We start from the raw sequence: 21,740 nt of genomic DNA, 5'->3' as shown, positions 1-21,740 counted from the left end.
CGTCAGTCGACGATCGCGACGTACACCGGCGTCCCGAGCAGCACCGACCTGGCTGTGCCGTCCGGGCTGTCGCCGTGCAGCAGGCGCTTGGCCACGAACTCGACGTTCTGCGCCGGCCATCGCAGGCTCGCCACGGCGCCCTGCACCCGGGCGAGCGCGGCGCGATCGGCCCGGTCGAGGTCGCCGTCCACCGCGTCGGCGACGTACTCATCCTCCAGGTCCGAGGTGACTCCCAGCCCGTCGAGCATCGACGACATCATGGAGCGCCCCATCCCGTGCGCCTCGGCGTCCGGCACGGAGTCGCACACGTGCTTGTACGAGCCGCCCAGCCCGACGACGGTATGCTCGCTCCGCCCGCCGAAGAACACCAGCGAGGACGTGGGATCGGCGGGGAACGCCCCCCAGCGCATCGGCAGCCGCCCCCAGAAGAACTGACCCGGCTCGTCCACCGAGCCGAGGACGCCGTGATCGCGCAGGTACCGGACAACGGTCTCCAGCCGGCCGATCCGGTCGTCGGACGGGCCCTCAGTCGTTCGCTTCGCCGACAGCACCGTGAGATTCACGCCCAGTTCTGTCTGGCGCTTCGCCCCGAACCTGGGGTCGATCTGCGGCAACAGCATGTCGATCTTGCTATCGCTGACATAAACGTAGTAGCTGAACGACATCGCCAGCTCCCCCCTCCAGCCATTGACTTGTCCCAGCCTAGCGATCCCGGCCCAATACGAGTCATCAAATGTGTGGTCGGGCATCGTGAGGTTGCGGCGCCCGCGCTCCGATCAGGATGACGCGCACATTCAGGAGACCAAGTCGCGATCATGCAAAGGCCCTGGGGAACTGGCTGACGGCACGGGGAGCAACGGGCAGTGCCATCACTTCTCGGGTTCTGGCTCACTTTCCGTGGAGCAAGCTCGCTGCGCTCGGTCCGCCGGCCGTATCGACGGGCCAGCCCTGGCGTCTGCTCAGCGAAGGTCCGCCGCCCGCACGAAGTGACCGGGCAGAGGAACCTGCGGTCACGCAAACAGAGGACGACCCGTCTGCCTCCGCTGGGCACATCGGCGGGAAACCGCAGATAGGGGCAGTGAATCCGCCGTGACCAGCTCCGCAGCCGGGACAGACGGACCCGGCCACCGTGCTTCGGGCCTCAATGCGTATCGCCTCATCGTTCACGTTGACCGAGAGCACCACCACGTCCGCGATCGACGGGAACAGCAACTCCTCCAGCCGGAGCACCACTTCTTCCACGGGCCGAACTGTCAGCCACACCACACCACACCAGGGACAGGCCATTTTCAGGCGACTTCCCCAAGGACCACTCGCCCGACAACCGTCACTCAGCGTGCTTGCCCCACGGAAAGTGAGCCAGAGCCTGAGATTTGACGGCACGGCGTTCCTCTGACGCAGCGCCTTGCAAGAGCGGGGCCACAAGCCAGCTGGCTTGTGGCCCCGGTAAGTCGCTGGGCGGAGCGTCATGTGACAAGCGAGTGCTGTCAACTCAGGGGCGGGGCGCTTTCTCGCCGTGCACGGCTGTGTATTCGGCTGCGAGCCAGGGTCCCAGGTGGTCGATGAACATGCTGAGTACCGCCGGGTCTGCCGAGGGCGTGCGGCCAGTGGCCGCGGCCACGCGCATCTGCTCGACGCGCTTGGGGTAGTAGCTGCCGAATAGCTCGGCGGAGTCGCTGAGGTCGCTCGTCCAGCCGCCCCAGCGAGGCATGATCAGCGTGAACCCTGTGCGGACGATGCGGCGGCCTACGACGCGGCTGAGGGTCTTGCGGTCGGCGTCCGTGGCGGCCTCGGCCGCTCGGGCGCGCCATCGCGGGAGCACCAGTGGGAGGTCGCCGTTCGTCTCGCGGGCGAGCAAGGATGTGGGGCGGTAGCGGGGAAGCTGTTCGGCGAGGTCGTGGCCCAGCAGCGGGGTACACAGGCAGGCGACGAAGAAGCCGCCGTCATGGCGTTCGAGTTCGCTGAGAAGGGTGTGTGCGCCGGACAGGAGGATGCCGACGCCGTTGATTTGGGCGCAGGAACGGTCGAGAGCGGCCTCGATCGTCTTGGCGTCCGCTCGGTCGGCCTCAGTGGGCTCGTCGCGGAGGGCGAGAAGCAGGTCGAGGTCGGATACGCCGGGGATGGGGGCGCCGCGGGGAATGCTGCCGTAGAGGTAGGCGCTGTGCAGTCGTGTGCTGCCGAACATCTCGGTGATCTGAGCGCGGGAGGCATCGACGACAGGGGCGAAAGCTTCTGGCACGCGGCTCAGTGCACCTTCACGCGCGATCGTCCCATCCTGGTTCAGCCCTCTTCCACTCATGGGATCACTGTGCCTCGCGGCTTCGTATGCCGCCGAGTGGTTTTCCACGGCGATTACAGCGCCCAGACGATCCATCCTGCGCGGAATCCTCGCAACTTGACCCCTACTCCGGCATGACCAGCACCTTTCGCCAGGAGCATCCCGATGCTGCCCTGGCAAGTACCGCAGTGCTGTCAAAACTCGGCTCTGGTTCAGGGTCTGTGGGGCCGTCACTCTCCGTTGTCGAGAGTCCTTGGAATCGACTCTTCCGCGGCTCCGTGAATCTCTGCGGATTGGGGCCCTCGATCAGATGAGCCCTGGGAACTCGGAGGTGATCACTTCAACGTCACGACGGCCTGGTTCGTCGAGGCGTCCCGTAGGACCGGCGAAGGGTAGGAACGTGGCCCGGGTGGAGAACAGCCAGGTGCCATCCACCTTGCGGAACGTGTCTTCGTAGTGCCCCACTTGGGTCGGCGGCCGGGGCGACACCATGCCCTCGGAGTAGCCGTCGACCCGGTACGTGGCGAAGTAGGTGGTGGCGGCGGCCGACTCCGAAGAGGTCACGGTGACCAGGATGTTGGTGCACATACGACGCGACAGCCGGTCCGCGGGCCGGGGGACGAGCCGGTGAGCGTGCCGGCGGGGCGTGCGGGCGGGGCGTGCACCGTGCGGTAGTGCGCGGCGAACTCCTCGCGGGTCAGACCGGGCTTGCGTCTGGCGGATCTCGACGCGTGCGCCGCGGGCCTGCCTCCGGAGCGGCGGGCCCGCGGCGGATGCCCGTTGTCAGAGGCGGGGGCTTGAGCGCGGCGCGGGACGATGAGAGAAACGGCGAGGACGCGAACTCGGACGCGTCCCCAGCCGCACAATCGACCATGACTGAACCACCACCAGCCGACACCAACCAGGTCACATGTCAACCGGCCACAGCGGGTCCGCCGGGGGCGCAGGCGATCAAGGCGCGCCCGGCCAAACGCCGAGTCCTGGGGTCGTCCGTCGTCGCCCGCAGCCGTTCGAGGGCGGGGACGGCGCGAGGGTCCGCGGCGCGGAGCAGGGCGGGCAGCACTGGTCGCGCGTAGGGGCCGTCGCACAACTCGATCAGCCGGATCATGATCCGTTCGTCGGGCCGGCGCCCGGCCGCCTGCCCGTCCGTGGCGTGCCGGTGGGTGACGGCCGCCAGTGCGTACACAGCTTGCCTGCGGACCTCGGGCTGTGGATCGTCCGTGGCCGCGATGAGCACGTCGATTGCCTGCGGATCGCCGATGCGGCCGAGTGCGACCACCGACCGGAGTCGCAGAAGCGCCAGTGGGTCCCACTCTGCCGACAGTGGTGGGGCTTCGGCCCCGCCGGAGGCAGTCTCGATGAGCAGGTCCACAGCCGCCCGGACCTGGAGTTTGCCGAGCGCCTCCACGCAGGCGGGCGCGCCCTGGCTGGGCCGTGCGTGGACGAGGAGCTGCCGCAGTGACTCGACCAGGACCGCCCCGGCCTCTTCCTCCCCCGGCTGACCGAGTTGCCCCAGCGCCCAGAAGGCGTGATGGTCATTGGCCAGCGACTTCCCGCTCCTGCCACGCAGGACGGCCACCAGTTCGGCGGTCGCGCCCGGCCCGGCGCACGCCACCAAGGCCCGTGCGGCCCACCATGCCATGTCACCCGGCTGGTCAACGGTCCAGGGCGCGAGCACGCGCACGCCCCGGGGGTCGCCGAGTATGTACAGGGCCTCCATGAGGGGACGGTGGCGGTCCCAGTAGTAGTCGGATCGGTACAGCTCCCGCTTGCCGGCCAGGGCCACCAGCGGCTCGTACGCAGCCGGGTCGCCGGTCCTCGCACACGCGATGGCAGCGGCCTCCCGTGCCCGCGGGTGCGAGTCCCGCAGCGCTTCGGCGAAGACGGGCAGCCGGGCGGGATCGCGGAGCCGCCCAAGGAGGTCGAGGGCTAAGGCACGCACTTCGCCGACCGGTTCCCTCACCAGGCTTTCGAGCAGCGCCACCATGTCGGCGTCCGGAGGCCTGGGCGGCTCCTCCCAGTAACCCCCGTAGCTCCGGCCGGTGATAATGATCTCCAGTTCGCGCAGGGCCAGTTCCGACGCCTTCTTGTCGGTGCTTCTGGCCACACGCAGCAGCGGGACCACCGCCTCACGGGCGCGTAACCGGCCCAGCGCGGCGCTCGCGTAGGTGCGGGTGAAGCTGTCCCGGCTGGGCAAGTCCTTCAGCAGGCGGGCCGGCGGCGGCAGGCTCCCGGCGTGCCAGTCCAGCCGGACCAGTGCCCGCACATGCCGTTCCTCGGGCCCTGCCGCGAACCGGAGCTCGAGCCGCGCACGCTCGATCGCCGCCGCCTCCGGCCACACGGCGATCCGCGCCCACTGCGGGTCCCCACCCTTGCTGCGGCTCCCCGCGAACACGCCCAACAGGCCGATCACGCGCGGCTTCACTCCCTCCGCCCGGAGCTCGTCGTACGTCACGTCTGTGTACCGCAGCACGCACCGCAGCAGGGCGGCCGACGCGACACGCGGACCGTGTCCACGCCGGGCCAGCAGTTCGGCGAGCGCGAGCGCCTTCTGGTAATACTCCTCGCAATAGTGGTTACGCACATACCCATAGCCACGTTCTCGAATCAGCCGTTCGGTCAGCGCGCGCGCGTGCTCGACCATGGCGGCGCCGCCGCTCCCCCGTATCCCCTTCATACGGGGCAACGCTCCATGGCCGCGCCCGCGCGGTCAACCACGAGGCGGGAACAGATCCATAGCCATGCACGGCTCCTGCCGGAGCGGACCTGCCGCCCGGTGCAGGGGCAGTCGTAGAATTCGCTGCGGAACCGGGAACCCGCAGGGCGGTTCAGGTGGTGGCTATGCGCGTGGCCCGCGGTCGGGCGACGCTACCTGGGCCTCGCGCCCGGCACACCTCAGTTGGCGGCCGTTCGGATCCGTGCCTGGCCAGAGGAGCCGTACGACGCCGAGGCGTACCAGGCCACCCTCCCTCACACGTCACCCGTCCGCGGCGTCCTTGGCCTCCCAGCGCAGCAGGTCTCCCCATCGTGGCGCATCGCCTTCATGGAGGAGGTGTCCGCCCGGCTCGGGTGGGTGTGGGAGCCGCGCGAGGTGACGCCCGGCAGAAGGCCGGTCATGGAAATCGCGGGCATTGACCAGGGGCTCGTCGGCCGGCAGTCGACCCGTCGTCAGCAGATCGCGGACGCGATGCCCGTCCTGGTGGCCGACTACGAAGAGGTGCAGGGGCACGAGCCGGGGGAGCGGGCCGCCTACGCGCTGGACCGGCAGGCCGCCGATGGCTCGCGTCCGCCGAAGCTGTCCGAGGCGAGGTCGCTGTCGAAGCTGTATGCGACGTGGCGGGATTCGGCGATCGGGAAGGTGGGCGCCTGCACCGTGTACCGGCTGGCGGAGCGGGCGGGTGCGGCGGTCGCGGCGGCGAGGGTGCGGCCGGTGGTCGGCGTCGCCCTGGCCGCTGTTGACACGGTCGCCGTGGTGTACGTGATGCGCGGCGGGTTCCGGCACCGGCACCTGCTAACAGAAGCCCGCCGCCACCTCACATACGTCCTGCGCGGCCAACGTCACGAACCCGGCCTGGACGAGCAGATCCTGCGGGCCGCCATCGACGGCTACACCCGATCCATCGGCCGCCGGCTGACCGCCGATCTGCGCTCCCTGTACCCGCGCGACACCGACGGCCAGGCCGTGGTGCGCCCGCTGACCCGCAACCGGTCGGCGTCCCGCTACGAGCGGGCCCGCCTCGCCGCCGGCGCGTTGACCGCCCGGGTCCACGCTGAGCGGCGCTCGCGGCGTCTGGGCTCCCGGGCCCTGCCGCACACCGTCGCCATGCCTGCCGGTGCACCACCGCGCCCGAGGCCGGAGCGGGGCGAGGTCCGCAAGGTGGGCCGGGGCCAGGAGCAGGCGACCGACGTTGCCGCGGTGGAGCAGACCCGGCTGGTCATCGAGGCCGCCGCCAAGCTCCGGGACGGCATTCGCGAACGTGCCGTCGCCCACGTCCCCCGCCCGCTTCGGCAGCGCCCACCCCGCCCCGCACCCAGCAGCCCGCCCTCCCGCCCGCGCCGGGCAGGAACACACCCACTGGAGGAGTCGCATGACCACGTCGCCCGACGCGACCCGAGGATTCAGGCCGCCGCCGCCCTGGTCAAGGACGGGGCCCGCGAGCGCGCTTCCGCGTACGGGCCGCCGTCCTGGGAGCCGATCTGGAAGCGGCCCCGCAAGCCGAAGTCGCAGAGGGGCGCAGCACTCAGAACCAGGGCAGCCGCGGGGCGGATGAAGCGATGCGACATGAAAACTCCTGTGTCAGGACGGCTGCTGAGCGGCTTTGAGTCGTGGCCGGTCGCAGCGTAGCCACAACGGGCCAAAGGGCACGTTAAGAAATAAATACAATCAATTGGCTACACGAGCAATCACGCGTCCAGGTGGCACAGGACGGGTGCGCGTCGAACAGCCGAGGTACATCAATCACGTTGATGCCGACCTGGATGTTGTCTCGTAAAGATGTCTGAGTTGCAGGACTACCTGCCGGGTGGGCATCGCCGGACGTCACGCGTCAACGGGCTGAGCGGCCCGAAGCCCCTGGCGACCGCGATGTCGTAGAACAGCTTCAGCCCACCAGTTCCTTGCCCCAGGTGCACGAGGGACCGGTCACCGACCTGCTGGTGACGGCGCCGGACCCGTACACCCTGCGCGTGCTGGCTGAGCTGAACGGCCACTGAACCGCCGTCGCCGGGGCCTTCGGCAGGTTTGACATGCGCACAATCGGTAAGCAGAGCGCTATGTCCCCACGTCTGCGCAACGGAACACGTCAGGCCGCGACGGTCATCACCGTCGTCGCGGATGTCATGGCCGGCATCATCGGCCTCTGGATACTGATGTACCTGCTGGACGCCAACAGGACCAACAGCCTGGTGAACTTCGTCCAGGACACCGCACGCTGGCTGGCCGGCTGGTCCCACGACCTGTTCACCTTCGACGAGGCCTGGGCGCGTGTCGTCGCCGGGTACGGCCTCGCGGCGGTCGTCTACTTGTTTGTGGGGCATGCGGTGGCAGGGCGGTTGCGGAGGTAGTGGGGGGCGGCCGCTGCACGGGGCTTGTTTCCCCGCCCCGCCCCTTCCCGCTAATCGGGGGGCTCCGCCCCGGACCTCGCTACTCAAACGCCGGAGGGGCCGGATGTTCAGCCCCTCCGGCGTTTGAGGACACGAGCGAAGCGCCTACGGGGGTCTGGGGGCATACTTCCTACCGCATCCCGGAACCTGCGGTATGACGCAGTTCTTTAAGAGCGACCGAGGATAGGCGAGAGGGGTGCGAGAGCCCAGGGATCTCCTGGCGATAGGAATGCGCTATAGGTCCTCGCTTGGCGTGTCGAAGGATCGCCCCCGCCCTGTCCCGCGCGGGCACACCCCGTCGATGACGAGTGTCAGCAGGCGTTCGGTCTCGGCGGCGCCGTCACTGTCGTGTTCGGTGGCCAGCGCGATGGCTCCGACGAGTTTGAGCAGGTGGGTGATGGTGACGTCGGGGCGTACGGCGTGCGCCTGGTGAGCGCGCGCAAGTAGTTCGCCGCCTGCGTTCACGATCATCGTGTGGCAGGTCTCTCCCAGTGTCGGATCGGCGTCGCCGGCACCAGGCATCAGGGCTGCTCCCAGGCCCTTGTTGGTCACGGCGTGGGCCGCAACTGCGTGGAGCCAGGTGACGAGCGCGGCTCCGGGGTCGGCCTCGGCGGCCAGGTCGCGCGCCTTGGCGCAGAGAGCCTCCACCCGGTCTCTGAAGACGGCCTCCAGCAGCACCCGCCGGGAAGAGAAGTGCCGGTGCAGTGTGGCTGAGCCGACCCCGGCGTGCCGCGCGATCTCCTCCAGGGAGGCTTCAACGCCGTGTTGGGCGATGGCGGCCCCGGCCGCGGCCAGGATCCGCTCATAGTTGCGCCGCGCATCGGCGCGCATGGGCCGTCCGGGCGAGGACGGCACGGTGGCGTCTTGGGACACGGGAGCTCCTGATGGCTTGCTAACCGGGGTGGCCCTCCATATTGTATCGAGCATTAAACGGAGTGCCACCCCACTTAAGGGCGTGGTTCTCGCCGTTGCGTGCGACATCCTGGAGAGACAGTGGATCCGACGGACAAGACCATCGTGGTGACAGGCGCGACCGGCCTGCAGGGCCGGGCGGTGACCAGGCATCTGCTCGACGGTGGCTGGCGGGTGCGCGCCCTCACTCGCAATCCGGACGGGGCACCGGCCAAAGCCCTGGCGAGCGCTGGCGCGCAGATCGTACGCGCGCGGATGGAGGACATCTCCTCCGTGATCGACGCTGCCGATGGTGCCTACGGACTGTTCAGCGTCCAGCCCACGGTGGGCTCTCCCGGCACGGCGCCGGACTTCTGCGCCGAGGACGAGGTCCGTTGGGGCATGAACATCGCCGAGGGCGCCCAAGCCGTCGGCATCAGGCACCTCGTCTTCAGCTCGGTCGCTGGCTCGGGCCGCCACGGCAGTGAGGTGCTGCCGCAGAACCTGGTCAGCAAATGGCGGATCGAGCAGCACCTCGCAAAGCTCGGGCTGCCCGCGACGATTCTGCGGCCGGTGTCCTTGATGGAGAACTACACCGGTGGATATGCCCTGCAAGGCGGCAATCTGGTCTCAGGTATCGCCCCCGAAGTTCCGCTCCAGGTCATGGCCGTGGACGACGTCGGCTTCATCACCGCGCTGGCCTTCTCCCTGCCCCAGGAGTGGATCGGGCGAGCGACGGATCTGGCCGGCGACGAACTGACCCCGGCCCAGATTGCCGCGCACATCGAGACAGCCATCGGGCGCCCGCTTCCGTACGTCCAGATCCCGATAGAAACGATCCGCGCCGTCAACGAGCAGTTCGCGTTCGCCCACGAGTGGCTCAACGAACGCGGCTACCGCGCCGACATCGCCGCCGCACGACGGATCCACCCCGCTGCGATGGACTTCCGCACCTGGCTGCAGCGAACCGGTGCAGCCCAGATCACGGCATTCCTGGACGCCCAGTAGGCAGCGGGCCGGCACCGGTGAGCGGCCGGGCGGTGATGCTGATCCCGTACCGCGAGCCGGGCGCGGACGAAAGCATGCTCCCGCCGGACTACCAGCGCATCATCGCCGCCGTGCGACAGGCCGCCGGACCGGTCATGGCCCGCGAGGTCGGCGAAGCGGTGGGAGTGGACGTCAGCGTGCGGGCCAAGCTGGAACCACTACGCAGCAAGCTGGTCAGACTCGTCGATCGCGGCTGGCTCCGGAAACTGCCCGACGGCCGGTTCACCACCCGCCTGTGACCAGGAACGCCGCCACTCGGAGCGGCTCGACACAGGCGTAACCGGGGTGACCCCGGCGGCCGTTGGAATTGTGTGACGAATACCAAAGAGCGCGCCATGGACACCTGCTCGCTTGTCTACCAGTGCCGTCTGCCACTGTCCACGCGCACCGTCAACCATCTCGCCGATCTACTGCGACGCCATCTGAAGGCGATTCGGTCCAGGTGGCGGATCCTGCCGCCGGGGAAGATCGCGGTGATCGTCCTGGCCGTGCTGCGTCACGACCAGCGTCTGGCCGACATGGCCGGCGGCAACGACGTGTCCGAGTCCACGGTCCGCCGCTGGCGCGACGAGCTGATCGCACTGTTCGCCGCCCGGGCGCCGCGCCTGGACCGCGCCCTGATGAAGGTCGCCAAGCAGGGCGGGGAGGTGGTCCTGATCGACGGCATCCTCATCCGCACCCAGCGTCGCACCGGCAGGGCCGACCGACGGAACTATTCCGGCAAGCACCGCAGCCATGGCCTGCATTTCCTCGCCCTGACCGACGAGAAGGGCCGCCTGATCTGGATATCCGCCGCCCGGCCCGGCCGCACCCACGACAACACCGCCGCCCGCCACGACCACATCCTGACCCACCTGCGCGGCAGGCAGGCATGAAAGTGCGGTGGGTCCGTTGCCGCTGAATCGGCAGGTCCTTCACCACTGGGCTCACTCGGCGCGCTGTCCGACACGGAGGACGCTCAGGTAACGGCGTGATACTCGGTCGCCCATCCGCGTGCGGATGCGCTCGGCGACGGCGTCAGCCAAGGGCTCACGGACGTCGCGGTCGAGCCGCCGATACAGCGACGTAGAGCGAAGGAGATCGGCAAAGCCGTCCCCGTTGAACCACTGAACGGTTGGGTACCAGCGCACGATCGTTGGGCCGAACAATCCTCCGGGATCGTCGACCGTTCCCCAACCCTCGCCGGTGATGCGCACGTCGTCCTCCAGCGGCGGATGACCCCAGCCGGGGTTCCCGGGGCATAACCGCTCGTGGAGATCGGCGGTCTCGGCGTACACCTCCGGCTCCCCGAGCCGACGGACAACGACGTTGCCGAGCAGCGCCATCCAACCTCCCGGACGGAGCACGTCGTGCGCCCGCTGCCAGCCAATCGACGGGTCGACCCAGTGCCACGACGACGCAGCCACAAGAACATCGAAGTGTCGTCCGCAGTCATCCCACTCCTCAAACGTCGACGTCTCGACTTCGACGTTGCGGAAGGAGGCCATCCGTCGGCGAGCGAGTGCGGCCATGTCTGCGCCCGGCTCGATGGCGGTCACTGAGCATCCGAGCGCTGCCAGCGAGCGCGTCGCCTGGCCGGTACCGCAGCCCACTTCCAGCACCGACGACCTTTCGTCCATGCCGGTGATGGCGCCAAGGTCCGCGAACAGTTCGTCGGGGTATCCCGGCCGGACCCGGTCGTAGAGCTCCGGCACCTCGTTGAACACCCGACCAAGGTCATGTCGATTCGGGCGCGTCTTCGGGTCGTCAGTCACGAGCGCACAAGCTATGAGGCTCGTCCACGGGGACGCCACTGGTTTAACGGCAGCTCCTCGACAGCAGCCGTGCTGGTCTTTTCTGTCTGCTCCGCCAGTATCGTTCGGTCGGGGATCCCCTTACGGGCAGTCGTCAAGAGCGCCCGCTCTCCCTTCCGACCGCATCTCGGCGGACTCCCATCTGGTCGTCGAGCAGGTTCTGGGCGATGGTCGCGTAGCGGCTCGCGGCGGTGTGGGACAGGTTGAAGACCAGAGCGAGGTGCAACGGGTCGGCGCCGACGGTCAGTGCTTCGTGCAGTACCCGGTCGCCGCGGATGCGTTTGAGGTAGACGCCCCGGTGCAGCAGGTGCCGCTTGAGGTATTCGGCACTGACAGGCCCGGTTCCCAGGGCCGTCTTCGCGTTGATCAATACATGCCGGTTGGGAGTCTTCGGCCATGTGATGCGACGCTGGGCGAGCCAGGCCAGCAGGGTCTGATGAGACAGTTCGCCAAGCCGTTGGGCGTGTCCGGCGATGGTGATCCGGCGGTTGGGCAGGTCGAGGTCGTCCAAGGTGAGGCGTCGGATGGCCGTGGCGCGGGCGGCGTGGACGGCGGCCAGCGCGACGACCAGCCGTTGCGCCGGGGTGGCGGCGATCCGCTGGACGGCGAGGACCTCGGCAGCAGGTTGCGCTGGATGTCCTCGGCCTTCAGGCGGGTGGTGGGGTTGGCGAAGATCAGGCCGCGCTTCTTGGCGAAGCGAAACAGGGAGTGTAGTGCGGCGATCGCGTTGCGCCGCTGCCATCCGCGCAGGGGTGGCAGCGAGGCCGTGACGTCGGTGACGGTGATCTCGCGCAGGTGCCCACGGGTCGCCGCCCAGTTCTCCAGCAGGGGGCGAACGCAGCCGAAGTAGACGTAGAGGCAGGTGTGGGACCGGGGCTTGGCACGGCTGTCGCCGTCGAGCAGGACCAGCAGACAGGCACGGACGTCGCTGGCGAACCCGGCGGGGCGCGGGCTGGCAGGACGCTCAGTGCGCGTCTGCACGTAGTGCAGGTAGCGCTCGCAGACACCGGACAGCACATCGTCGGCGGTGTGCTTACTTCGATATACCGTGCGGTTCGCCCTGCCCGCCGCGGACGCCCATCCGCAGCGCCCGGTGTGGTCGGCGGGCCGGTTGCTGGATGACCCGGAACCGGAGGCGCGCCGCACGATCAGGCACGTCTATCTGCCGCCGATGCGCAACGCCCAGCAGGAGCTGGCCTCCAGTTCCGGTAACCGGCTGCGGCTGATCCTCGCTGCCGAGCTGGGCGGGGAGGAGGCCATCAAGGCCTTCGAGGAAGAACAGGCCGAGCACTTCCGCGAACTGGAGCGGCACAACAAGGTCAAAGCGACCCGCAAACGCATCAATGATCCTCTCGCCGTGCTCACCGCGGGCGCGCACCCCCAGCACATGGGGCTGTCGTTCGCGGATCCGACGCTGGTGTCTATCGCGCGGGCTCTGCGCACGCGCATGAGCGATGAGGGCTTGGACGTTGAGGACATCGCCCGCTCCGGTCTGGGCTACGCCAACCTGCTGTACATCGCCACGGTTCTGGCCGAGCTGGAAGCCGCCCGCGGGGCAGACCTGACGCTGTTTCTGGTGGAGGAGCCCGAGGCCCACCTCCACCCGCAGCTGCAGAATCTGTTGCTGGACCATCCCAAGACCCAGGCGCTGCACTCGCAGCAGCCCCGGCCGGCAGCCGAGGGAACGCCACTGGGACGCATCCAGGTCGTGATCACCACGTACTCCCCGGTGCTGGCCGCGGCCACCACGGTGAAAGACCTCGTGGTGCTCAAGCGGTGCCGCACGCTCGCCCCCAAGGCCGCGGCCCCGACGGTGGCCCATGCGGAAGCAAACAGGTCAGCATCCACCGCCGTGCCCGACGGGTCCAAGGCGCGGGAGAAAACCAAGAAGCTGTGTCACATCCTCTTTTCGCAGGCCGCAGGGTCATGAAGGGCGGTAGTGATCCCGCTTGCCGCACAGTCAACAGCGCTGGCCGAGCTCCCGAACTCCGGCCACACTCCAATTTGGCGTGCACATGCAAATTTGCGCCCTTTCGGTCCGACCGCTCGGCAGCGCCGTACCGCGCGGTGTGGCGCCACCCGGCAGGACGCCTGCCCCCGTGCCCCGCCGGCCTTCCAGGCGGTCATGGCGTGGTCGTCGTCGGGCGGGACCAGTCAGAGGACGCCCATACTGACGCCCAGTCGCTCGAAGCCGGACCGAGAATTCCATACGCCGCGAGGGCGGCTCGGCGCGTTCGACGGCTTCCTGAAGGCTGCTCAGGATTCCAGTGCGTCGAGTTCGAGATCACCGTCGACCACGCGCACCCGCAGGGCGACCCCGAGCTGGAATGCGCTGCGGACGGAACCCCGTGCGCCGGGCGCACGTCCGATCCGCGCCGGGTGAGATACGACGACTGGGGGAGATATGCGAACAGTTCGAGGATTGGGTGCGCTCTGCCTGCTTCCGGCTGCGGCCGGAGTGGTCGGATGCGGCGAACAGACCGTGGCCGCCGACGTGGACCCCGGTCCGATCGTTCGAGTGGCCGCGCCCGACGGCGGCCGCGCCCAGCAGGTCTCCGACGCCTGGAAGGGATCGCAAGCCGCCCGGCAGTGGAGGGAAGGGTTCTTCTCCCTGGACTTGTGGATCCAGGAGCCCCAGCACACCTTCCAAAACGGAGAGGACAAGGTGGCGTACGGGAACCGGAACTTCGACCTGGAGGGCTCACTGCCCGGCAAGGCGGGGAAGAGCACGATCCGGTGGGAGGGCGGCGGTTCGCAAACCGCCCCCCTCAACTCGGCGCAGAAGGTGTTCGAGCAGCTGGACGGCGACGGGCCTGGGGGCGCGGACGGGGACGACGACAAGAACCCGCTGATCGTGACCGGGGCGAAGCTGGGTGAAATCACGATGACCACCAGCCGGGGACCCGCTCGCGTCCCGGCGTGGTTCTTCACCTTGAAGGGGTACAACACCCCGCTCAAACACGTCGCGTTGAGCGATTCGATGCGGGTGAAGTCGCCGGTCAAACCGCTGGAGTCCCGGGCCCAGACCGATGACCTGATGCCACTCCAGGGCCTCAGGTCGGTGGCCAAGGACGGCCGGAGCATCACGGTGTCGGCCGGACACGGCTCCTGCGACGACGGCCCGGCCGTCAAGGCCCTCCAGACCGGGGACAACGTGGTGCTGTCCGCCTCGATCCTGAACAGGGCCGAGGGCGTCTGCGCAAGCATCCTGTACATCAAGGAGGTCAAGGTGAAACTGGACCGCCCGCTCGGCGACCGCATCCTCCTTGACGCGTTCACCGGGGCACCCGTGATCGTCGAAACGCCGGACTCGGCCAAACCGGTCGGGTCTTGATCCTTGCCCTGTCCTCGCCGGTTCGGGCCTGCGCAGGTGTGTGCGCCGCTCGGGGCGCCGGGCGGCGCACACATCGCCACCCACCGGACGGCACTGCAACCGTGCCGCCGCCGCTGTGGCACCCGGGATGCTGCGGGAGTGGCGGACCCGGGTGCCCGCGGCTCCCGCCGCATGCCCAGCCTCGCCGGCAGACCGAGGCGCCGCCGGTCACCCTCGCAGCCGCCTGAAGATCAGCGCACTGCCACCGCCGTTCGGAACGGCGACCATCGACGCTGAACCGAACGGCAAGCAGACTCCACACCCCCTGCCATAGCCATGCCACCTGCGGAAAGAGGTTGTGAAACAGCTTCTCAGCTTGTCGTTTAACCTCTGCTGTCAGACAGGACGGTCGTGTCTCCGGTAGCGGGGGTGACTTGGCCGGTCCAGGACCAGGGTTCCTGGGGTGGATCCCAGGTCACTTCGACGTCGGTTTCGTGGAAGTCGCGTGCGAGTCCCGTCACCATGATGGCCGCGGCGGTCCGCGCCTCGTGGGGGTCGGCGTTGATCGGCACGTCGGTGAGGCGCCCGCAGAGCATTCCACCTTCCACGGTGAGAACGCTGTGGCGCCACCCGTCCGGCGTCGCCAGCAGGACGATTTCCTTCGGCATGCCAAAGGGTGGCCGCTTCGTCTTCTCCTTCTTTCGTCTCCCCATGCCGCCATCCAACATGGCCGGCTTCGTGGCTGTGACGTTGGGCGGAGGCTCAAGTGGTGCGGCGTGGTTTGGTGCCCGTCTTGTGGTGGGCCGGCCGACTGTATGCCTCGCCAGTGGCGAGCACTCGACCCACGTCGTGACGGGTGGCCGGGTGGCGGTTCTTCGAGCCAGGTGGTCGTCCGGGACCGGGGCGAGTCGGTTTCGGTGCTCCGGCTGGGGAGCCCGTCTTCGCACGCAGGTTTCGGAACCCCCGCCGCACTCGGGACGGGGTCAGCTTGTTCGGTGGGGCTGGCTTCTCCCAGGGCCGCCGGAGGTCGCTGGTCAGCGGGCGGGCGAGCCGGAGCTGGGCGTGGGCGGCGATCACCAGCCACGTCCATCTGTCCGCCGCCGATGAGTTGCGAAGCCGGGGCTTCGTCCAGCCGAGTGTCTGCTTGAACAGGCGGAAGGTGTGCTCGATGTCGAAGCGCCGCAGGAACGACTGCCAGCAGCGGTCGACGTCCGTGCCGGTGGCTCCGGTGCCGGACCACCACAGCCAGACCGGCTTATTCACGCCTCAGCTGGGCAGCTTCTCGACCTGGAGGCGGATGACGGTGCCCTCGATGATGGGCAGCGACCCGTCGTGGTCGAGCCAGGCCGCGCGGCGGGTGATTCGCGGGTGCAGCCGGTCCCACGCTTGCGCGGTCGCCTTCCCATAGAGGCGGGTGTCCGTGGTCGTCACGGCCTGCTCGTCACCCCAGCTCGCGGGGTCACCGAAGATGAACTCGCTGCCGTGCTTGGGCGGTCGGCCGCCCTTGGGGTCGTAGACACGTGCCGGTGTGGGCCGCCGCATCACGCGGTCGGAACGGAGCCGGCCGAGGATCGGCACCGGTAGGTCGCCCAGCAGGTGGGCGATGCGGGGTGCGTCGTAGCCGGCGTCCAGCACCACCAGAACCTTGAGGTCGCCCTCCTTCCACTGGCCGGCGGCGACAAGCCGCTCGATGACCTCGCGGATCTGGACGGCGGTCACGGCAGCAACGTCCGCGCCGGGCTTCAGGCGGATCGCGTCCAGCACCGCCGTCCAGGACGTGCGGCCCGTTTCCAGCGCGGCCACGATCGAGTACGGCCAGCCGGGCACCATCTGGTGTTTTCCCTCTCCGCGGCCGAACGTGTGGCAAAAGGCCCGGTCAGCGCAGGTGTTTGCGTCCGGCCGCAGCCACGGTGAGACGTCCACGGCCAGTACGAGCCGACCGTCCGCCGCCCTCGGCAGCGGCATCCCCGCCAGCGCGCGACGCAGCCGGGATATGTCGATCCGCCCCTGGTTGAGCCCGCCGTACAGAGCCCCGTGACCGCGACGGTGTTCAGGCGCGAGCGCAAGGTCGACCAGCGTCCGCACCGGACCGTCCGTACACAACAGCGCGTCGCATAACTCGAACAACGCGTCGCCCCGCGCGGTCATGCACGCGTACAACTCCGACCGGAAGTGTGACACTTCCGCGAACGCATCCCGCAGGACGCCCTGATGCACCAAACTCATGACCACGGCCTTCGTGCTTTTCCTATGCCTCTGTGACGGAGCACAGGATCAGACGAAGGCCGCCTTCACGTTCGCCGAACTGCGAAAACCTCGACCAAGTTCGAGCCGCGTTCGACGCCGGGCCTTAAACGACAAGCTAACGTCGCGGGTCACTCGACCTGCTGAGATCCCTGGGAACAGGCGGCACGTGACGCGGCCGTTCTCCACGCTTCGAGATGTCGAGTAACGAAGCACGAGAGAACGGCCGCTGTGTATGAGTCTCCCCGTCGTTGGGTCCGCAGGCGAGGCATTGAGCGTCTTGTCCCGCTTTCGGGTCGAGTTTTACGACTGTATCTACGCCCGCGCGGACCTGGCCGTGCGGACGTACCTGGGAGAGACGAAGGACACGGTCGCAGTGTACGCGGGTGAGAAGCGGCGCCTGGTGGCGGCGAAGCCCCAAGTCACCTTCTCCACGGCCGCGTTCCTGGGGATGGACTGAGCTGAGCTGTCCCACCAGTCTCAGAGGCGTCGCGTCAGTACCCGTAGCGGCGCACGGTCTCCGGGTGGATGACGACACGGAGCAGGTCGGCGGCCAGGATCGTGGCGAGATCATCGGCCCGGGTCCGGTCGTCGAGGTCCCAGTAGCGAGCGGCGAGGCGGGAGCACAGGTCGTGCGCTCCGTCGGCTTCCACCGTGGTGCGGCCTGCGACGGACACCCAGCGCTCGCGCTCACCGACCGGTGCCGCGACAACGATCGAGGCGCGGGGGTCGCGGCGTAGGCGCCGCACCTTCAGCGAGTCGGGCTCCGTGATCAACTGGATCGTCCCCTCCGCGGTGGCCTCGAACCACACTGGCCGGGGCTGTGGCGGCTCCGTTCCCCCGGCCACGGACAGGAACCCGTGCAGGGGGCGTCCGAGGAACTCGAATTCCTCGGCGGTCAGCAGGCTGGTGGCCGTGCTCATCTTGGCCCTTTCAGAAGATGATGACGGTGGTGGTGACGGTGACGGTGCAGGGTCCCCGGCGCGCAGCGCTCCCGCCCGCCGGAAGGGTCATGGCCGCCAGGCTCCCGCTGCCGCGGCTCGCACGACGTAGTCCTCGAAGGTTCGGGGCGCGCGCCCCAGCACGGTGGCGACACCGTCCGTCGTTTCGGCCATCACCCCGCGCTCCATCAGCACGAACATCTCGGCGACGTGGTGGGCGTCGTCCTCGCCCCAGCCCTCCTCGACCAGCGCCGCGGTGTACTCGGCGGGGGAAACCTGCTTGTAGGTGATGGGCAGCCCGGACGTCCGGGAGATCAGCTCGACGGCCTCGGCGAAGGTCAGCGCGCGCGGGCCGGTCAGCTCGTAGATCCGCCCGGCGTGCCGGCCGGGCTCGGCCAGCACCGCGGCCGCGGCGTCGGCGACGTCCTCCAGGTCGATGAACGGCTCGGGGACCGCACCGGCCGGGAGCGCCAGCTCGCCGGCGACCAGCGGGGCGTGGAAGAGGTCCTCGTCGAAGTTCTGGTCGAAGTTCGACGGCCGCAGAACGGTCCACTCCAGCGCCGAGCCGCGCACGGCGTCCTCGGCCGAGCGCATGTCAAGACCGAACGTGGAGTCGCCCCAGGTGTCGGCGCCATGCCCGGAGAGCAGGACAAGGCGCCGCACGCCGGCGGCCTCGGCCCGCGCCACGAACTCATGCACCGGGCCCGGCACGGGCGGGGGTACCACGTAGGCGGCAGTGATGCCCCGCAGGACCGAATCCCAGCCGTCGGGGTCGGACCAGTCGAAGCGCGTCGGGCTGGATCGGGAGGCGGCGCGCACCTGCGTGCCGCGCAGCCGCAACCGGGCGGCGACCCGTCGGCCGGTCTTGCCTGTGGCACCGAGGACAAGGGTGGTGTCGTTGCTCATGGCAGCGATTCAACGGCAGCCGCTCGGACGAATCCATGGGCGAAAAGCCGAATCACCTTTGTCATCGTCCAACCTCGACGTCTAACCTCGGCGGGGTGGACGCGTTCGGTGACCTCTTCCGCGGGATGCGGGCCCAGGGCTCGTTGTTCGGCAGCTCGACCCTGTCCCCGCCCTGGGCTCTGCACTTCGTGGACGGCCCGCCGCTGACGTTGTGCACCGTCCTCGGCGGGGCGGGCTGGATCGTGCCGGAGCACCGCCCGCCCGAACAGCTCCGCGCCGGCGAGACGGTCATCGTGCGGGGCCCCGCACCGTTCACCTTCGTCGACGAGGTCGGCACCCGGGCCGAACCGGTCGCGTGCGGCGAGTTCTGCGCGACGCCCGAGCAGGGCGGGACCCGGCACCGGCTCGGCTGGAACGACACCTGCGGCGACTCCGGTGACGGAGCGACGACGCTGATCGTCGGCGCCTACCCGGTGCGCGGCGAGATCAGCCGCAGGCTGCTGGACGCGCTGCCCGTCGTGCTGCGCGTGGCTTCCGGCGGCGGGGCCGACGCCGTACTCGACCACCTCGCCGCCGAGGTCGCCGCCGACACCCCGGGCCAGCAGGTGGTCCTGGACCGGCTGCTGGACTGGCTACTGGTCTGCGCGGTGCGCGAGTACTTCGACCGGCCCGGCGGCGAGCCGCCGGCCTGGTACGCCGCCCAGCGGGACCCGGTGGTCGGTGACGCGCTGCGCCTGCTGCACGCCGAACCGGCGGCACCCTGGACGGTCGCCGCGCTGGCCGACCGGACCGGGGTGTCGCGTTCCACCCTGGCGAAGCGGTTCGCCGACCTGGTCGGCGAACCGCCGCTGACCTACCTCACCCGCTGGCGCATGACGCTCGCGGCGGACCTGCTGGCCGAGCGCGAGGCGGCGACCGTCGCCGAGATCGCCCGCACCGTGGGCTACAACGACGCGTTCGCATTCAGCGCGGCGTTCAAACGGATCCGAGGCGTCAGCCCGAGCGAGTTCCGGCGCACCGGTTCGGCCGGTTCGTCTGCGGTCTTGGCAGGCGGGACGATCTCGACCTGATTTGTTTCGGTGCGCGGGCTGGACAGTGCAGCCCGTCCGGCAGCCGCACCGAAACCGTCCCGCCCAGGACCGGGACGGCCTCCCGGCTCAAAGAACAAACACCGGGCCAAGCGCCACGACGTCGGAAAGACGGTCAAACGCGCCGAATCGATCAAGGACACCGAGCCCGCCCGCGTTAAACGCCCTCTGAGGCCCGGGGTCTCGCGCTGTCAGGTCGGGGGGTCGGCCATGGGTTCTCGCGAGGACGTGCAACGCACTCGCCCGTACCCCACTCATGTGGTGTTCCCAGAGGTCAGGGCCGCAACACGCGCTGTGTTGCACCTGGCGTTGCAGGTTCCCCGGGCCGTGGCGTGGCCTGGTGTCGCTCGCCAGCCCGGGGAGAACCGTGCCGGGTGCTGTCCCCGTCGGCTGGTCTTCCACGAAGTCCACTCCCCGGGTGTTTTCGGAGCAGCAGATTCGGGCGTCGATGCAGCCGTGGTACGGGAGGGCAGTAACTGATGGGGATGCAGGATGTGTGGGTGCGGGCGCAGAGCACCGCCTACGTGCGATGTACCGCCTTCATGACAGTGAGCCACCCGCGGATACACCGCTCCACGTCAGCCGCCAGGACACAAAGCACCACCTGGTGTCAGTGGCCAGCCATCGCCATAAACCAGAAACCTGCAAGAACACGTCCTACCTGATTAACCGTCACTGCCAACAGCTCACTGACATGAAGCCGGCACATCGCAGTTGGCATGGCCGGTGCCGGTAGAGGAGCTGCTGACTCTCACTTCCGTGCCCGAGAGCCTTCTCGCTCCGGTGTCCCCAGATACGGGCCCTGCGCGGTCCTTCCTCGGCACATGGTGAGACGACTGACGGACGTCTCGTGAGAAACCCCAGCGCAGCGAAGCAAGAGTCAGCAGGCTTGACGCACGCCCCACCATGACGACATCACGCATTCAGGGATAAGCGATGTCGGGGGTTGGGTAATAAGCAAGCGTTTTGCCAGCACTGTCGTACATTTCGAATATTGCGTATGCACTCAGCTGTGTGAAGCGCGAGGCGTCGGCGGTCACCTGTTTTGAGGGAGACTCGCTGCAGGGCCTGAGACTGGTGGATGCCACCGCCTTGTAAGTGTACGAATCATAGAGGGAGACACGGTAGCCAGCACAATTGCTGGGAGGGGAGTGAACGGTTGCTTGCCCGATGAACGTCGAACTGACCAAGGCCAGGCATACCCTGGAGGTGGAGCCGATGAATGTGGTGCACTGCTGCTCATTGACTGCCGTCTGCGCGGGGGAGGACGCAGCAGCCGGAAACGATCCTGCCCCTATGGCCAAAATTACGGCCCCGAATAGTGCCAAAATTAAACGCCGCATAACTCTCCTTGGTGTCGTGAACTACCCTGCCGGTGGCTCACGAGTCTGACCTCTGCAAGTCATGTCCACAAGACCGCGATACCAGGCATTCCAGCGCGGTCTGGCGGCCCTCGCGCACTGGGTGGAGCGGGAAGGCGCCCACCGGCCTGTCCCGCGCGGCCACGCTGAGGAAATCGCGGTCGACGGCGAGCCAGAGCCGGTGATCATCGAGCTGGGCGTATGGACATCGAACCTCCGTTCTAGGCGGGACAAGCTCACCCAGGAGCAGCTGGACGCGCTCCGGGAGCTGGGCGTGGAGTGGGCGTGACACTCCCGCCGGCTGGTCGTTGAACCGGTCGGACACCCCAGAGCACAGAGAGCCCCCGGGCCACATGCCCGGGGTCTCGTGCTGTCAGGTTGGAGCTGCGGCTCTGAGCTTTCGCCTGCTCAACTCACGGTCTCCTGAGTGACCTGCACGCTGCACGCCTCTGCCCACTTCTGCACGCGCTGGCTGTAGCCCTGATCCCAGTAGCGGATGCGGATGGTGCCGTCGGAGGTCGTCTGCAGGGTTTCGGGATACCCGAAGTGCTGGATCAGCCCTGTGGTGAGGGCAGATGTGGCAGCCACGAGAGGTGCCCCATCCTCAGCGAGGTCCTCGAGGTCGAACGTGCCCGTGGCGACGGGCGGCTTGATGATCTGATGGCCCAGCGGGCCTCCGATTGTCGCCGTCTGATGGCTGAAAGAACTTGGCCGCCCGGAACCCCGCGACGACTCGACCGCTCATTGGGATGCGCGACTCGATCGCTGTGTAGGA

19 protein-coding genes and 3 pseudogenes are annotated in these 21,740 nt (G+C 68.6%); 10 read left to right on the top strand and 12 right to left on the bottom strand.

Features of this window, described 5'->3' with window-relative positions; all coding sequences use genetic code 11:
* Nucleotides 1-2: 2 nt before the first annotated feature.
* The 4 genes and pseudogenes from ACIHCQ_RS35450 to ACIHCQ_RS35435 form a co-directional block, all read right to left on the bottom strand.
* Nucleotides 3-665, bottom strand: a complete 663-nt coding sequence (locus tag ACIHCQ_RS35450) for a DUF7019 family protein (protein WP_399672041.1) — start codon at nucleotides 663-665, stop codon at nucleotides 3-5.
* Between the two features lie 827 nt (nucleotides 666-1,492).
* Nucleotides 1,493-2,299 carry a nucleotidyltransferase gene (locus tag ACIHCQ_RS35445; protein WP_399672039.1) on the bottom strand — a complete coding sequence of 269 codons (807 nt, stop codon included), beginning with the start codon at nucleotides 2,297-2,299 and terminating at the stop codon, nucleotides 1,493-1,495.
* Between the two features lie 285 nt (nucleotides 2,300-2,584).
* Nucleotides 2,585-2,893: pseudogene (locus tag ACIHCQ_RS35440) on the bottom strand (nuclear transport factor 2 family protein); the annotation flags it as partial.
* 298 nt (nucleotides 2,894-3,191) lie between these two features.
* The gene (locus tag ACIHCQ_RS35435; RefSeq protein ID WP_399672037.1) at nucleotides 3,192-4,955 is read right to left on the bottom strand and encodes a HEAT repeat domain-containing protein; all 1,764 of its coding nucleotides are present in this window, start codon (nucleotides 4,953-4,955) and stop codon (nucleotides 3,192-3,194) included.
* Between the two features lie 366 nt (nucleotides 4,956-5,321).
* Here ACIHCQ_RS35435 and ACIHCQ_RS35430 point away from each other — a divergent pair, with 366 nt between their 5' ends.
* The gene (locus ACIHCQ_RS35430; RefSeq protein ID WP_399672035.1) at nucleotides 5,322-6,623 is read left to right on the top strand and encodes a relaxase domain-containing protein; all 1,302 of its coding nucleotides are present in this window, start codon (nucleotides 5,322-5,324) and stop codon (nucleotides 6,621-6,623) included.
* A 428-nt stretch (nucleotides 6,624-7,051) separates the two neighbouring features.
* Complete coding sequence (locus ACIHCQ_RS35425) at nucleotides 7,052-7,342, top strand: hypothetical protein (protein WP_399672033.1); 291 nt, start codon at nucleotides 7,052-7,054, stop codon at nucleotides 7,340-7,342.
* A gap of 273 nt (nucleotides 7,343-7,615) precedes the next feature.
* On the opposite strand, the gene ACIHCQ_RS35420 is transcribed toward ACIHCQ_RS35425, so the two are convergent.
* The gene (locus ACIHCQ_RS35420; RefSeq protein WP_399672031.1) at nucleotides 7,616-8,254 is read right to left on the bottom strand and encodes a TetR/AcrR family transcriptional regulator; all 639 of its coding nucleotides are present in this window, start codon (nucleotides 8,252-8,254) and stop codon (nucleotides 7,616-7,618) included.
* Nucleotides 8,255-8,374: 120 nt separating this feature from the next.
* Here ACIHCQ_RS35420 and ACIHCQ_RS35415 point away from each other — a divergent pair, with 120 nt between their 5' ends.
* The 3 genes from ACIHCQ_RS35415 to ACIHCQ_RS35405 all read left to right on the top strand — a co-directional run bounded on the left by ACIHCQ_RS35415 (nucleotide 8,375) and on the right by ACIHCQ_RS35405 (nucleotide 10,194).
* Nucleotides 8,375-9,280, top strand: a complete 906-nt coding sequence (locus ACIHCQ_RS35415; RefSeq protein WP_399672029.1) for an NmrA/HSCARG family protein — start codon at nucleotides 8,375-8,377, stop codon at nucleotides 9,278-9,280.
* 17 nt (nucleotides 9,281-9,297) lie between these two features.
* On the top strand, nucleotides 9,298-9,558 hold the full coding sequence (locus tag ACIHCQ_RS35410; protein ID WP_399672027.1) for a hypothetical protein: 261 nt from the start codon (nucleotides 9,298-9,300) through the stop codon (nucleotides 9,556-9,558).
* A gap of 72 nt (nucleotides 9,559-9,630) precedes the next feature.
* Nucleotides 9,631-10,194, top strand: coding sequence for a transposase family protein (locus ACIHCQ_RS35405; RefSeq protein ID WP_399672025.1), 564 nt, complete (start codon nucleotides 9,631-9,633; stop codon nucleotides 10,192-10,194).
* Nucleotides 10,195-10,245: 51 nt separating this feature from the next.
* Here ACIHCQ_RS35405 and ACIHCQ_RS35400 read toward each other — a convergent pair whose 3' ends face one another.
* A complete protein-coding gene (locus ACIHCQ_RS35400) occupies nucleotides 10,246-11,073 on the bottom strand; it encodes a class I SAM-dependent methyltransferase (RefSeq protein WP_399672023.1) in 828 nt (275 codons plus the stop codon).
* A gap of 133 nt (nucleotides 11,074-11,206) precedes the next feature.
* Nucleotides 11,207-11,854, bottom strand: a complete 648-nt coding sequence (locus tag ACIHCQ_RS35395; protein ID WP_399672021.1) for a hypothetical protein — start codon at nucleotides 11,852-11,854, stop codon at nucleotides 11,207-11,209.
* A gap of 306 nt (nucleotides 11,855-12,160) precedes the next feature.
* Between ACIHCQ_RS35395 and ACIHCQ_RS35390 the strand changes: the two genes are divergently transcribed.
* Both ACIHCQ_RS35390 and ACIHCQ_RS35385 read left to right on the top strand, forming a co-directional pair.
* Nucleotides 12,161-13,042: an ATP-dependent nuclease gene (locus ACIHCQ_RS35390; protein WP_399672019.1), complete on the top strand. Its 882-nt coding sequence runs from the start codon at nucleotides 12,161-12,163 to the stop codon at nucleotides 13,040-13,042.
* Between the two features lie 492 nt (nucleotides 13,043-13,534).
* A complete protein-coding gene (locus tag ACIHCQ_RS35385) occupies nucleotides 13,535-14,446 on the top strand; it encodes a hypothetical protein (RefSeq protein ID WP_399672017.1) in 912 nt (303 codons plus the stop codon).
* A gap of 362 nt (nucleotides 14,447-14,808) precedes the next feature.
* Here ACIHCQ_RS35385 and ACIHCQ_RS35380 read toward each other — a convergent pair whose 3' ends face one another.
* Both ACIHCQ_RS35380 and ACIHCQ_RS35375 read right to left on the bottom strand, forming a co-directional pair.
* Nucleotides 14,809-15,153: a hypothetical protein gene (locus ACIHCQ_RS35380; protein ID WP_399672015.1), complete on the bottom strand. Its 345-nt coding sequence runs from the start codon at nucleotides 15,151-15,153 to the stop codon at nucleotides 14,809-14,811.
* Nucleotides 15,154-15,187: 34 nt separating this feature from the next.
* Nucleotides 15,188-16,651: pseudogene (locus ACIHCQ_RS35375) on the bottom strand (NF041680 family putative transposase).
* A gap of 298 nt (nucleotides 16,652-16,949) precedes the next feature.
* On the opposite strand from ACIHCQ_RS35375, the gene ACIHCQ_RS35370 reads away from it, so the two are divergent.
* Nucleotides 16,950-17,129 (top strand): hypothetical protein, encoded by a 180-nt coding sequence (locus ACIHCQ_RS35370; RefSeq protein ID WP_399672013.1) that lies wholly within the window; start codon nucleotides 16,950-16,952, stop codon nucleotides 17,127-17,129.
* A gap of 34 nt (nucleotides 17,130-17,163) precedes the next feature.
* Here ACIHCQ_RS35370 and ACIHCQ_RS35365 read toward each other — a convergent pair whose 3' ends face one another.
* Together ACIHCQ_RS35365 and ACIHCQ_RS35360 are read right to left on the bottom strand one after the other, a co-directional pair.
* Entirely contained in the window at nucleotides 17,164-17,592 is a 429-nt protein-coding gene (locus ACIHCQ_RS35365) for a pyridoxamine 5'-phosphate oxidase family protein (protein WP_399672011.1), read from the bottom strand.
* A gap of 87 nt (nucleotides 17,593-17,679) precedes the next feature.
* Complete coding sequence (locus tag ACIHCQ_RS35360; protein WP_399672009.1) at nucleotides 17,680-18,516, bottom strand: NAD(P)H-binding protein; 837 nt, start codon at nucleotides 18,514-18,516, stop codon at nucleotides 17,680-17,682.
* A 95-nt stretch (nucleotides 18,517-18,611) separates the two neighbouring features.
* On the opposite strand from ACIHCQ_RS35360, the gene ACIHCQ_RS35355 reads away from it, so the two are divergent.
* Both ACIHCQ_RS35355 and ACIHCQ_RS35350 read left to right on the top strand, forming a co-directional pair.
* Nucleotides 18,612-19,586, top strand: a complete 975-nt coding sequence (locus tag ACIHCQ_RS35355; protein WP_399672007.1) for an AraC family transcriptional regulator — start codon at nucleotides 18,612-18,614, stop codon at nucleotides 19,584-19,586.
* Between the two features lie 1,443 nt (nucleotides 19,587-21,029).
* Nucleotides 21,030-21,254, top strand: a pseudogene (locus tag ACIHCQ_RS35350) (helicase associated domain-containing protein); the annotation flags it as partial.
* 119 nt (nucleotides 21,255-21,373) lie between these two features.
* Here the strand turns inward: ACIHCQ_RS35350 and ACIHCQ_RS35345 are convergent.
* On the bottom strand, nucleotides 21,374-21,553 hold the full coding sequence (locus ACIHCQ_RS35345) for a hypothetical protein (RefSeq protein WP_399672005.1): 180 nt from the start codon (nucleotides 21,551-21,553) through the stop codon (nucleotides 21,374-21,376).
* Nucleotides 21,554-21,740: the final 187 nt, after the last annotated feature.

Source organism: Streptomyces sp. NPDC052236, assembly GCF_044548015.1.
Lineage (GTDB): Bacteria > Actinomycetota > Actinomycetes > Streptomycetales > Streptomycetaceae > Streptomyces.
Note: the sequence above shows the minus strand (reverse complement) of the source record. Positions and strands in the feature narration are given on the sequence as shown.